Raw genomic sequence first — 12,548 nt, 5'->3', positions numbered from 1 at the left:
TAGACTCCGACTTGACAGCCGTCAAGACAGCACGAAGGAGCCCCGTGATGAGCACTCCGACCAAAGACGGCCGGGCCAGTGAGTACGCAAAGGTCTTCGTCGAGCCGAAGGCCTACGCCGACGATGCACGGCTGCACGAGGCGATGGCCTACCTGCGCCGCCACGAACCCGTGGTCAAGGTGGAGTCTCGGCTGTATCGACCGTTCTGGGCCATCACCAAGCACGCCGACATCATGGCCGTCGAGCGGGAGAACAACCTGTTCATCAGTGAACCGCGGCCACTGCTGGCCACCGCGGCCGCCGACGACCTGGCCAAGCAACAGCTGGAGGCAGGCATGGGCCTGCGCACCCTGATCCACATGGATGACCCACACCATCGCAAGGTCCGCGCCATCGGCGCGGACTGGTTCCGCCCCAAGGCCATGCGCGACCTCAAGGTTCGCGTCGACGAGCTGGCCAAGCGTTATGTCGACCGGATGCGCGATATCGGGCCCGAATGCGATTTCGTCACCGCGATCGCGGTGCAGTTCCCGCTCTACGTCATCATGTCGCTGCTCGGTCTGCCCGAAGAGGACTACGAGCGCATGCACATGTTGACCCAGGAGATGTTCGGCGGCGACGACGACGAGTACAAGCGCGAAGGCGGATCCCTGGAGGACCAACTCGCCGTGCTGATGGACTTCTTCGCCTACTTCTCCACCCTGACCGCCTCACGGCGGGCCAATCCCACCGAGGACCTGGCCTCGGCCATCGCCAACGGCCGCATCGACGGTGAACCACTCTCGGATGTGGACACCGCCTCCTACTACGTGATCGTCGCCAGCGCCGGGCATGACACCACCAAGGACGCCATCTCGGGCGGCCTGCTGGCGCTGATCGAAAATCCCGACCAACTCGACCGGCTGCGCACCCAACCAGATCTGATGGGCACCGCGGTCGAGGAGATGATCCGCTGGACCACACCGGTCAAGGAATTCATGCGCACCGCCACCGCCGACACCGAGGTGCGCGGGGTTCCCATCGCCGAGGGCGAATCCGTCTATCTTGCTTACGCTTCGGGCAACCGGGACGAGGACGTGTTCGCCGAGCCGTTCCGCTTCGACGTCGGGCGCGAGAACAACAAGCACGTGTCCTTCGGCTACGGGGTGCACTTCTGCCTGGGGGCCGCGCTGGCGCGGATGGAGATGAACAGTCTGTTCACCGAGCTCATCCCGCGCCTGGACTCGATCGAACTGGCCGGCACTCCGGAGTTGTCGGCGACGACATTCGTCGGCGGGCTCAAGCACCTGCCGATCCGGTACTCGCTGCGCTAGCTTTTCCGCCCCCGCCATGGGTGGCCAGGAAGCCGTCGACGGCGGCCCTGGCCACCTGGTGGTAGTCGAAATCGGCCAGCGTGCTGAGCTTGCCGAGCACGATCGGGCCCAGCAGCAGCGCCACGGCCTGCGCGCGGTCCACATCGCCGATCTGGGCGACCGCATCGGGGCTGGCGAAGATGGCGTCGAAGGGTGCCGCGTACTGCTCGGCCACCCGTTCCCGCAGTGTCCGCACCTCATCGCTTTCCGCATCATGGTCTCCCCTGGGCCACCACGACGGCTCCAGCCCGCCTCCGAGGGCAAGCCATGACGTCGCCGCCAGGCTGATCGGCGCCTCGACGACCAACGTCGCGAAACCGTCGAGCGCGGCGATCAACCGATCGCGCAGCGTGCCGCCCTCCGGCGGCAGCGGCACGGGCGGGATGAGTGCATGAAAGGCGGCCGCCAACAGGTCGTTTCCGCTGGGAAAGTGCCGGTACAGGGTGGCCCGCGCAACATTGGAGGCACGGATGACGGCGTCGACGGTGACCGCGCTGGGCCCGCCGGTACGCAGCAATGTGGTCGCAGCGTCCAACAACCGCGCCCGCGAGCGCGCCGGCCGTGGGTCGGTGTGCACCGTCGACATCGCGATTCCCCCTCCCACCATCCCTACGAGACTGTTAGTCTCGAAACAAGACGGTCAGTACCAAAAATAACGCACTCGTCGAAAGCGGGGCCATGGTCGATACGCTCAGCGAGGCCGACCACGCCACCGGCTCGATGCCGCAGCCGTCTGCCGCCGCGCGCCGCTGGACCCTCACCGTAGCGTGTCTCGGTGTCCTCCTTGTCATCTCGTCGATGATCGGGTTGAACACCGCGTTACCGGATCTGGCGACGTCGACGTCGGCCACCCAAACCCAGCTCACCTGGATCGTCGACAGCTACACATTGGTATTGGCCTGCCTGTTGCTGCCCGCCGGCGCGCTCGGCGACCGCTACGGCCGCCGCGGTGCCCTACTGGTGGGGTTGTCCGTGTTCGGGATCGCCTCGATCGCCCCGGCCATCTGGTCGGATCCACTACACCTCATCATCGCGCGCGGCGCCGCCGGAGCCGGTGCCGCACTGGTCATGCCGGCGACCCTGTCGCTGATCACCACGGCCTACCCGAAAGACCAGCGCAACAAGGCCGTCGGCATCTGGGCCGGCGCGGCCGGTTCCGGCGCGATCATCGGAATGCTCGGGTCGGGCGCCATCCTGCACTTCTGGCCCTGGCAGGTGATCTTCTGGGCCTTCAGCGCCGCCGCCGCGGCGTTGTTCGTCCTCGCCCTGACGATCGCCACATCCAAGGAGTCCGTGGCCACCGCGCTGGACTGGGCCGGTGCGATGTTGATCGGCAGCGGGCTCGCGGCGGTGGTGTTCGCCATCCTCGAGGTACCCGCCCGGGGGTGGTCCGATGCCCTGGTGATCGGGTGCCTGTCCGCCGGCGTGGCACTGGTGGGGGCCTTCGCGATATGGGAATTGCGCTGCGAGCAACCGCTTCTGGACATCCGACTGTTCGCCGACCCCGCCTTCGCCACCGGAGCGGCCACGATCACGGTCTTCTTCCTGTCGATGTTCGGCTACTTCTTCATCATCGTGCAGCACATGCAACTGATCCTCGGTTACACCCCGATCAAGACCGCCATGGCGTTGACACCACTGGTCGGCCCGGTGTTGCTGCTCTCGACCACGGCGTTCTGGTACCTGCCTCGAGTCGGTCTGCGGGCGGTCGTGTTCACCGGGTCGGCCCTCGTCGCCATCGGGTTCGCCTTGATGAGCGGTGTTTCGCTCGGGGACGGTTACGGCGCCATCGGATGGCCCATGCTGGTGATGAGCGCCGGCATCGGATTACTCACCACGCCGGCCACTTCGGCCATCATGAGCACCGTGTCCGACGACAAGCAGGGCGTGGCATCGGCGGTCAACGACACCACCCGCGAGGTGGGCGCCGCGCTGGGCATCGCCTTGGCCGGATCACTGCTCGCCGCGAAGTACACCGAGGCACTGGCCCCGGCGCTGCCCGCCGATCTCCCGCCACCGGTGCGCGAGGCGGTGACCGGATCTCTGGGCCAGGCCTTGGAGGTCTCGGCCGCCCTCGGGCCACGAGGCGCCGCGGTAGCCGAGTTGGCCGAGTCGGCATTCGTCGAATCGATGAGCTCGGCGCTACTGGTGATGGCGCTCGTGGTGGGAATCAGCGCGGTGGTCCTCGGATTCTGGGCCCCCGGGCGTGACGGCCGCCAGCTGGCAGTCCTGCGCGTCCTGCGCGGTACCGGCAAGCATCGCCGCTAACCGACGACGAACGGCGCGACCCGGTGGCCGATCATCGCGATGCTGGCGTGCGGACCTCGTGAGGTGATGGTGGGCATCACCGAACCGTCGGCGACCCACAGCCCGTCGACCCCGAGCACCCGGCACTGCGCGTCGAGAACCGAGCCCATCGGGGCGGTACCGCAAAGATGTTGGGTGGTAGACCAATTGGCTTCGACACCACCGAGACCGGCAAGATCGCGCGCCAGCTCTGCCCCGTCCCGCAAGGCCGCGACATCTGTGGCCACCGAGTCGTAGTGGTGTTCGATCGTGGGCGCGACCAGCGGATCCGCCGACACCAACGTCAGCCTGCCGCGCGCCCGGGGGCGCATCAGCGCCACGCCCAGATGCGGCGGATCCGACGGCGGTTCACCGACCATCTCGGCGAAACCTGATGTGTAGAGCCTGATGTCGAGATCCCCGACCGACAGCGACGCCTCCAGGGGGGTACGTCCGGACGTCGCGGGCCACCGCGTCGGCAGCAGCCACTCCGGATGGTCGGCGAAATTCTGCCCGACCGGGAGGTCCACCCGCACACGCACCCCCGCCCGCGACAGTGCCTCGGCAGGTCCGCACCCCGAGAGCATCAGCAGTTGTGCGGTGGAGATGGCACCCGCGCACAGCACGATCCGGTCGGCTTCGCACACCGCCGCCCCATCGGGCCCGAGCACCTCAACCCCGACCGCCCGATGCCCGGTGAACCGGACCGCCACCACGCGGGTGCCGGACTGAAGATCGAGGTTGGGACGGTTAAACGCCGGCGACAGCGCCATCGCACCCGGTCCGCACCGCTGACCGTCGACGACGTTGAGCGGGACGGCCCCGACCCCATCGCCGGTATGCGTACCGTTGAGGTCATCGATCCAGCCGAAGCCGTGAGCCAACGCGGATTCGACGAATCGCTCTGTGCCGGCGCTGAATCGGCGCGTACGGACAACCGGGATCGGACCATCGGCACCGTGCAGCGGCCCGGTGAAGTCATGATCGGTCTCGATGGCGCGGAAATCCGGCAGGACATCGTCCCAGAACCATCCCGGCAGCTCCCACCCGTCGAAATCGGTCGACCGGCCCCGGCAGAAGTAACCGCCGTTGATGGCCCCCGATCCCCCCACCACCGCGCCCCGCACCAGGCTCACCGGTCTGGCCGGATGATCGGTCAACACGGCCGAGAAGCGGGCCGCGACCGGACTGGCCGGCTCGATCGGTAGTCGATGGGCTGCCCGCAGCTCCGCACCGGCGGCGAGGGGCCCCGCCTCGAAGAGCGTCACCTCGCAACCAGGGTCGCGGGAAAGCCGCTCGGCCAGAAGAGAACCGGCGCTACCGGCTCCGACGACGACGACGCGCACGGGCCGCTCAGGTACGGATCTGCGGTTTGAGCGCACCGAGATGCCGCTCGCGGACCACACCTGTCCACAACCCCAGTCCGTAGGCGATGTCGTCGAGACGCTTGAGCACCAGATAACCCAGGAATCCGACCCGCCGGGTGTCCTCGGGGATGCTGTTGTTCCGGCTCACCCAGTCGACCAGGCCGTCGAGAACCGCCGCGGTCAGCACCACCCGCCGGCAACGCCGGAACATCACCCCCGCGACGAGGGCGACAGGCCAGTAATGCCGACAGATCGCCGAGGCGACCTGCAGCGCCGCCCCCCACAGGCCGTGCACCGTCATGGTGGCGACATCGCGGGGAGCCGTCTCGACGGTCTCCAGTGAGGTGGCCACCCGGCGGCCGAACAGCACGGCGATCACCGCGGCCGCACAGTATCCCAGGGGTGATCCCGTGGCCGCCAGCATCCACAACAACAGCACCCAGCGTGAGACCACCATCGGCGCCGTCTTGCCGGGGTGCCGCACCGAGAGCGGCGCGGCCGACTCTCCGTAGAAAGCCTTACGCGCGAACCATTCCCGCAAATGTGTCCGGTGGTCGTGCCCGACGAGCGCGATGGGCTCGTAGCGCAGCCGCGCGCCGGCCTCCACCAGCCGCCAGCACAGGTCGACGTCCTCGCCGGATCGTAGCGTCTCGTCGAATCCGCCCACGTCGATCAACGCCGAGCGACGGCAGATGATCGCCGCGCTCGGCACGTAGGCCACCGATCCCAGCGGGACGACGGGCGCCTCACGCATGCCCAGATCGAGGGAGGAACGCACGGCCTCGTAGCGGGCGAGCAGATTCTCCGGTTCGCGCAGACTCACGATGCGCGGCGCCACCAGGGCGACGGCCGGGTCGCAGAAGTGGCCGAGCAGGGCCTCCAGCCAGCCGCGCCGCGGCACCACATCGGAGTCCAGGAAGGCCACGAAATCGGTGTCGCAGACCCGCAGGCCGGTGTTACGGGCGGCGGCGGGCCCCCGGCTCTGCTGATGGCGCACGACCCGTACCGGGCAGTGCGCCCCGGCGAAGTCGACTTCCGAGATCGGCACCGTGGATCCGTCGTCGACCACCACGATCTGCATATCGCGCAGTGACCTGACCAGTCGACTGACCCCGAAGATGTTGTTGCGCACCGGGATCACTACGGTGACATCGTGGTGCGATGGGCCCGACGCCGGGCGCGGATGGGCCACGGTGGCGTCGAGCAATGCACGCGCCAACTGCGCCGACAGCGCATCGTGGACTTCCAGGCGGCCATCGTCGAGCATCGTCTGGGCCGCCGGAGCCAGCCTCAGCAACCGGGTCGGGGAGCCACCGAGCAAGGCCGAGCCGGCACCGAGCACCTTGACCCGCCGGTCGACCTGGACGACGAATCCGTCCGGCAGCCGCGGCCCCGTCATGTCAGCATCCCCCGTCCGTTCGGTGCCCAGGCCGACAGTTTGCGGGCACACTCGTCGACCATAGCGGCAACGTATCGGGCACCGTCGGCTTCGGTGGCGGTGGTGGCATCGCCCAGCACGCCGACCGCGCTCACCGCGGCAATCCCACCCGCCCGCATGGCAGGCAGCAATTCCGCCAATGGGGCGCTGTTTCCGGGCACCACGGCGTCCCTGCGCACGTCATCGGGTGAAATATGCAGCAGTATCGAGGTTTCGGTGTGCCCGGCGTGCGCATCGGCGCCGCGCACCGCGCAGGAACACCACCCGGCATCGCGACCCTCGTAGCGCAGCGTGGTGACCGCCCCGGTCAGTGCCTCGACATTCCCCCCGTGGCCGTTGACGAAGACCATCCGGCCTGCCCAGATCCCGGCCGACCGGCCGTACTCGATCAACACCTGCCGCAGGGCGTCGGTGCCGATCGAGATGGTGCCCGCGAAGCCCTCATGCTCACCGCTGGCACCATAGTTCAGCGCGGGCGCCAGCAGCCAGCCGTCGCCCAGCCGGGCCGCCACCGCCCGTCCGACGGCCTCGGCGATGCGGGTGTCGGTGTCCAACGGCAGGTGCGGTCCGTGCTGTTCGAGGGACCCGACCGGGATGATCAGCGCCGGCCTGCCGCCGGATGTGCCACCGACGAGTCCGGTCGACGTCTCGCTACCGAGATCGGCGGGTAAAGCCACCCGCCGATGGTAGGCCCAGTTCACCTGTGATGCACCGATTGTTGGCGCATGCGACGGAAATCGTGGTCGCCCTGTCGCCCGGTCGGCGGACATTCGGTCACGTCCGTAACGTCAGCCACGCCCGTCTCACTCAGGTCGCGACCGTCAGACACCCAGCGTGCGGGTGAAGCCCTCCGGGATCAGCACATCCTCGCGGGTGAGGTCGTGGATGGACGACTTGCCGAGGCCCCGCATCGCGGAGTCGATCCCCCCGGACAGGATGTCCAGGACGTTCTCGACACCGGCCTGGCCGTTGGCGGCCAGACCCCACAGATAGGCCCGCCCGATCAGCACCGCGCGCGCACCCAGCGCGACGGCCTTGACGACATCGCTACCGCGGCGGATACCACCGTCGAGCAGGACCTCGACCTGGTCGCCGACCGCATCGGCGATGGCAGGCAGGCAGCGGATGGCGGCCGGGGTGCTGTCCAGGTTGTTGCCGCCGTGGTTGGACACCGTGATCGCCGAAACCCCGGCGTCCACAGCGCGTTTGGCATCGTCGACACGGACCATGCCCTTGAGCAGGAACGGACCGCCCCACTGTTCACGCAGCCAGGCGACATCCTCCCAGGTGGGCGGCGGGGTGCCCATCCATTGGCCGTAGGCCTCGAAGAAGGTCGGGCCGGGCTCGCCGGGGCGCCCCTGGTTGGGGACCCGCAGGTCCGGCGGACGCAGGTGCTTGGCAAAGCTGAAGAACCAGCGGGGTTTGGTGATGACCTCGGGGCTCATCTTGATCATGGTCTTCAGATCCATCTGCTCGGGGATCTTGGGGCTACCCCAGTCCCGGCCGTGGCTGAAGCTCCAGTCCGTGGTGAGGATCAGGCCCTTGGCCCCGGCTGCGCGGGCGCGCTCCATCCGGGCCAGGATGTCGTCGCGGCTACCCAGCCAGTAGATCTGGAAGAAGATCTTGTCGTTGACGGCGGTGACTTCCTCCATCGGCTTGCTGGCGAACGAGGACAGTCCCATGGCGGTGCCGCGGGCGGCGGCGGCACGGGCGACGGCCACCTCTCCGTCGGGGTCGACGGCCTGTACGCCGGTCGGCGAGATGACGACAGGCATCGAAATGTCCTGTCCCATAACGGTGGTGGACATCTCCCGCTTCTCGGTGGCACCGATCACGTGGGGCGCGAAGCCCAATTCGGAGAACGCCTCGACATTGTCGGAGACCGAGATGCCCTTCTCGCTGGCCGAGATCAGCGAGGAGTAGGCAGAGCGGGGCAGCCGCTTTTTCGCACGCTGTTGGGCGATGGCAACGGTCTCGAACCAGGTATCACGGGCCATGATCTCTACACAGGACTTTCGTTACAGAACTTCTTGGGCGGGACGGTCAGGAGTTTGAGCGGGATCGGACCTTTCCTCCCGCCGGCGCGGGAGTGGTCGACACTGGACTTGGGCTTGTCGCGCTCGCCGGCCAGGGCGGGCTCGCCGTAGCCTTGGACGCATTCGGGATCGGGCCCGTCCATCGGCAGACCGGTGAAGAACTTGGCGGCCATGCAGCCACCCCGGCACGCGTCGTAATGATTACAGCTGGCGCAGGCACCGGCCGACTGCGGCTCGCGCAGTTCGTTGAACAGCACCGAGTTCTGCCACACGTCTTTGAAACCGTTGCTGGTCAAAACATTTCCGGCCAGGAACTTGTCGTGGATGGCGAACGGGCAGGCATACACGTCACCCACCGGGTCGATCAGGCAGACCACTCGGCCGGCACCGCACAGGTTGAGCCCGGCCAGCGCGCCCGGCTCCCCGAGACCCGACAGGTGGAAGAAGGAGTCACCGGTGAGCACGCGCTCGCCGTGGGCCACCAGCCAGTTGTAGAGCTCGACCTGCTGGGCCGCGGTCGGGTGCAGCTCATCCCAGACGTCGGCCCCTCGACCGGAGGGACGCAGCCGGGTGATACGCAGGGTCGCGCCGTAAGTATCTGCCAGCGCCTTGAATTCGTCGAGCTGGCCGACATTGTGGCGGGTCACCACCACCGAGATCTTGGCATCCTTGAAGCCCGCCTCGCGCAGGTTCTCCAGTGCACGGATCGCCATCGCGAACGAGCCGGGTCCGCGGACCTCGTCGTTGACCTCGGCGGTCGCGCCGTCCAGCGAGATCTGCACGTCGACGTAATCGCTGGCGGCCAGCTTCGCGGCCACCGACTCATCGATGCGCACACCGTTGGTGGAGAACTTGACCCCGACGTGATGCTCGGTCGCGTAGTCGACGAGCTCCCAGAAGTCCGATCGGACAGTCGGTTCGCCGCCGCCGATGTTCACATAGAACACCTGCATGCGTTCCAGCTCGTCGATGATGTCCTTGCACTGTTGGGTCGACAGCTCACGCGGGTCGCGCTTGCCGGAGGAGGACAGGCAGTGCACACACGACAGGTTGCACGCATACGTCAGTTCCCAGGTCAGGCAGATCGGCGCGTCGAGGCCGTGCTCGAACTGCTCGACGAGCTTGGGAACCTTCGTCGGCTCGGCGACCTTGACGGGAGCAAGCGCCGGGGGCAGGACGGCGGTCATGAAGTCTCCTCGGCGACGAGCATGTTGGACTTCACCAACACGCTCAGCGCATGTAGATAGGGGCCTTGGGCGGCGTCGTCGATACCGGCGGCGCGACAGGCGGATCGGACGTCGGGGTGCTCGGGCAGCGAGTTGACCACCGCGACGATCGTCCGGTTCTTCAGGAAAGACAGCTTGCGGGTACCGAAGTGGTACAGCAGCGCCCCGAACGGCTCCGGCCGCACCGCCACCTGGTGGTGCAGCCGCCAGCCGCGATCGGGATCGAACGCCACTGCATCAGCAGTGGGTGCGGTCACGATCAGTAGACCCCGCACATACCGTCGATGGAGACCTCTTCGACGAGCGATTCGGTGACGAGTTCGGTGCTGTTCTCGGCCTGCTGGTTCTGGTCCATGTCATACCTTTCTAGGCTGTTACCAGGTCACCGTATTCGATGAGTGTGACCTGTGTCGCACACAATATGGCATCCAGTGCACAAATGGAAGGGGTGGTTCACGTGGCGTCTCGCGTCGGCCGGCGCCCGTCGACCAATCAGGACCACATCACCGACGTCGCCCTCGAGTTGTTCACCACCCATGGCTTCGACGAGGTCAGCGTCGACGATGTCGCCAAGGCCGCCGGCATCGCCCGTAGGACCCTGTTCCGCTACTACCCGTCCAAGAATGCGATCCCTTGGGGAGATTTCGACGCCTATCTCAACCACATGCGCCAACTGCTCGACGACGCCGACCCGACCGCGGGCGTCGGCGAGGCGTTGCGCACCGCACTCCTGGCGTTCAACGAGTTCGACGACAAGGACCGCCATCGTCGCCGGATGCGACTGATCCTCAAAACCGATGCCCTACAGGCACATTCGATGACGATGTATGCCGGATGGCGCGCCGTGGTGGCGGACTACGTGGCCCGCCGCCGCGGTGAGCACGCCGACGGTCTGGTTCCCCAGACGGCCGCGTGGACCCTGCTGGGTGTCGCGCTGACCGCCTATGAGCAGTGGCTGGGTGACGAGTCGGTGTCACTGGCCCGGCTGCTCGGCGACTCCTTCGATGTGGTGGGCCGCGGTCTGACCGAACTGTGATTTGTGGAGTCTCGCCCGCGCTGGTGGCGGCCGAGACTCCACAAATCGCCTGAAATTGGGGTGTCGGAGTTGAGGCCTCGGCGGCGACGATATGGGTGTGAGCGTCCACACCGAACCCCGCGACGCGCCCCGGGAGCTCCTGGAGCTCTATGACGAGGCGCTGCCGGTGGTGTACGGATACTTCACCCGGCGCTGCGGTGATCGCGCAACCGCCGAAGATCTGACGTCGGAGACGTTCTTGGCGGCCATGGACGCCGCCCGCCGGTCAGCGCCGCCGCCGATCACGATGCCCTGGCTGGTGGGGGTGGCCAGGCACAAACTGGCCGACCACTACCGCCGCAGGCACGACAGATTCACCGTGCCGGTCGCCGATCTGCCGGACACCGACCCGGTGGACGACTGGGACATCGAACTCGACCGCATCGTCGCCGAGTCGGTGCTGGCACAACTGCCCGAACATCACCGCACCGTGCTGGCATTGCGTTACCTCGATGACTGCTCGGTACCCGAATGCGCACAACTGCTCGGGCGGACGGTGCACGCGACCGAAGCCCTGCTGGTACGCGCCCGCCGCGCTTTTCGAACGCATTACCCGGAAGGAGGCACCCCATGATCGACGACCCAGATCCGTTGACCGCACTGCGCGGTGACGAGCTTCCGGTGGCTCCCGATCCGGCGTTCGCGGCCCGGCTGCGCGCCCGCCTGGAATCGGCCCTCGCCCTGCCCCGCCCCGCAGCGCTGCCCTATCTGTCGGTCCGCGATGCGCGCACTGCCATCGACTGGTACATCGACGCACTGGGCGCCTCACTGCTGGGCGACCCGATCCTGATGGACGACGGTCGAGTCGGGCACGCCGAACTCACCATCGGGTCGGGCTTGCTCTACCTGGCCGACGAATTCCCCGAGATGGGCCTGAAAGCACCCGCCCGACAGTCGGTCTCGGTGAGCCTGATGCTGCAGGTGCCGGACACCGATGCGGCGGTGCTGCGTGCGGCCGGCCGCGGTGCCACCGTCGAGCGGCAACCCTACGAGGCGCACGGGTCACGCACCGCGACCATCATCGACCCATCCGGACACCGGTGGATGCTGACCGGACCGGTCACCGGTGCCACGGTCGGCATCCAGCACGGCGATGTCGGCGTCGTGTCGATCTGCACCCCCGACACCGAGCGCGCCGCAACCTTCTACGGTCGGGTGCTCGGTTGGGAGTTCGACGCCGCGGCAGACCGGGTGACCAACACCGCCACCCGAATCACGCTGTCCGGCAGCGCGGGAATCCCGACGATGCGCTGCTGCTATGCCGTCGACGATCTGGCCGTGGCGCGTCAGGCGATCATCGCCGGCGGCGGGACGGTGGGAGTCGAAGCCGAGTCCGGGTACGGCCCGACGCTCGACGCGACCGATCCTTCCGGTGCGCCGTTCGCGGTCTACCGCCCCGCGCCCGGCACCCCGCGCCCGGAATTGAACGGCGCAGCCCCCGGCGACCTTTCCTACATCACCTACCACGCGCAGGACTCCGCGGCATTCCGGGCGTTCTACAACCGATTCCTGTTCTGGCCCTTCGACACCGGTCGCGTTGCGGACGGCTGGGAGATCCAGGGCACACACCCGATGGCGGGCGTGGTGGGCGGCCAGGATCGACCTGCGGCCGTGCCGATGTGGACCGTCACGGACATCGACGCGGCGACCCAGCGGGTCCGCGCCGCCGGTGGCACGATCCTCGAAGAACCCTCGACGCAGTCCTACGGGCGCTCGGCGCTGTGCACCGACGACCAGGGCAGCGTGTTCTACCTCGGTGAGTTCTGAG

13 protein-coding genes are annotated in these 12,548 nt (G+C 67.7%); 5 read left to right on the top strand and 8 right to left on the bottom strand.

Annotation, left to right across the window (positions count from 1 at the left end; translation table 11 throughout):
• Positions 1–47: 47 nt before the first annotated feature.
• The gene (locus tag FBY28_RS18330; RefSeq protein WP_141868810.1) at positions 48–1,313 is read left to right on the top strand and encodes a cytochrome P450; all 1,266 of its coding nucleotides are present in this window, start codon (positions 48–50) and stop codon (positions 1,311–1,313) included.
• Here the strand turns inward: FBY28_RS18330 and FBY28_RS18325 are convergent.
• Positions 1,279–1,959 carry a TetR/AcrR family transcriptional regulator gene (locus FBY28_RS18325; RefSeq protein WP_216847802.1) on the bottom strand — a complete coding sequence of 227 codons (681 nt, stop codon included), beginning with the start codon at positions 1,957–1,959 and terminating at the stop codon, positions 1,279–1,281. The genes FBY28_RS18330 and FBY28_RS18325 overlap by 35 nt on opposite strands.
• A 71-nt stretch (positions 1,960–2,030) precedes the next feature.
• On the opposite strand from FBY28_RS18325, the gene FBY28_RS18320 reads away from it, so the two are divergent.
• On the top strand, positions 2,031–3,620 hold the full coding sequence (locus FBY28_RS18320) for an MFS transporter (RefSeq protein ID WP_141868809.1): 1,590 nt from the start codon (positions 2,031–2,033) through the stop codon (positions 3,618–3,620).
• On the opposite strand, the gene mftG is transcribed toward FBY28_RS18320, so the two are convergent.
• The 7 genes from mftG to mftA form a co-directional block, all read right to left on the bottom strand.
• Positions 3,617–4,984, bottom strand: a complete 1,368-nt coding sequence (gene mftG / locus FBY28_RS18315) for a mycofactocin dehydrogenase MftG (RefSeq protein ID WP_141868808.1) — start codon at positions 4,982–4,984, stop codon at positions 3,617–3,619. The genes FBY28_RS18320 and mftG overlap by 4 nt on opposite strands.
• A 7-nt stretch (positions 4,985–4,991) precedes the next feature.
• Positions 4,992–6,404, bottom strand: coding sequence for a mycofactocin biosynthesis glycosyltransferase MftF (gene mftF, locus FBY28_RS18310; RefSeq protein ID WP_141868807.1), 1,413 nt, complete (start codon positions 6,402–6,404; stop codon positions 4,992–4,994).
• A complete protein-coding gene (mftE, locus tag FBY28_RS18305) occupies positions 6,401–7,120 on the bottom strand; it encodes a mycofactocin biosynthesis peptidyl-dipeptidase MftE (RefSeq protein WP_286178229.1) in 720 nt (239 codons plus the stop codon). Before mftE ends, mftF begins: the two co-directional genes overlap by 4 nt.
• A gap of 144 nt (positions 7,121–7,264) precedes the next feature.
• A complete protein-coding gene (gene mftD / locus FBY28_RS18300) occupies positions 7,265–8,440 on the bottom strand; it encodes a pre-mycofactocin synthase MftD (protein ID WP_141868805.1) in 1,176 nt (391 codons plus the stop codon).
• A 5-nt stretch (positions 8,441–8,445) separates the two neighbouring features.
• Positions 8,446–9,666 carry a mycofactocin radical SAM maturase gene (gene mftC / locus FBY28_RS18295; RefSeq protein WP_141868804.1) on the bottom strand — a complete coding sequence of 407 codons (1,221 nt, stop codon included), beginning with the start codon at positions 9,664–9,666 and terminating at the stop codon, positions 8,446–8,448.
• Positions 9,663–9,962: a mycofactocin biosynthesis chaperone MftB gene (gene mftB / locus FBY28_RS18290; RefSeq protein ID WP_141868803.1), complete on the bottom strand. Its 300-nt coding sequence runs from the start codon at positions 9,960–9,962 to the stop codon at positions 9,663–9,665. The genes mftC and mftB overlap by 4 nt, the downstream gene beginning before the upstream one ends.
• A gap of 2 nt (positions 9,963–9,964) precedes the next feature.
• Positions 9,965–10,060 carry a mycofactocin precursor MftA gene (gene mftA, locus FBY28_RS18285; RefSeq protein ID WP_141868802.1) on the bottom strand — a complete coding sequence of 32 codons (96 nt, stop codon included), beginning with the start codon at positions 10,058–10,060 and terminating at the stop codon, positions 9,965–9,967.
• Between the two features lie 102 nt (positions 10,061–10,162).
• Between mftA and mftR the strand changes: the two genes are divergently transcribed.
• From mftR to FBY28_RS18270, 3 genes are all read left to right on the top strand, one after another.
• Positions 10,163–10,741, top strand: a complete 579-nt coding sequence (gene mftR, locus FBY28_RS18280; protein WP_286178228.1) for a mycofactocin system transcriptional regulator MftR — start codon at positions 10,163–10,165, stop codon at positions 10,739–10,741.
• A 97-nt stretch (positions 10,742–10,838) separates the two neighbouring features.
• On the top strand, positions 10,839–11,354 hold the full coding sequence (locus tag FBY28_RS18275) for an RNA polymerase sigma factor (RefSeq protein ID WP_216847799.1): 516 nt from the start codon (positions 10,839–10,841) through the stop codon (positions 11,352–11,354).
• Positions 11,351–12,547, top strand: coding sequence for a VOC family protein (locus FBY28_RS18270; protein ID WP_141868800.1), 1,197 nt, complete (start codon positions 11,351–11,353; stop codon positions 12,545–12,547). Before FBY28_RS18275 ends, FBY28_RS18270 begins: the two co-directional genes overlap by 4 nt.
• Position 12,548: the final 1 nt, after the last annotated feature.

The organism is Arthrobacter sp. SLBN-53 (assembly GCF_006715585.1).
In the GTDB taxonomy this organism is placed as follows: domain Bacteria; phylum Actinomycetota; class Actinomycetes; order Mycobacteriales; family Mycobacteriaceae; genus Mycobacterium; species Mycobacterium neoaurum_A.
Note: the sequence above shows the minus strand (reverse complement) of the source record. Positions and strands in the feature narration are given on the sequence as shown.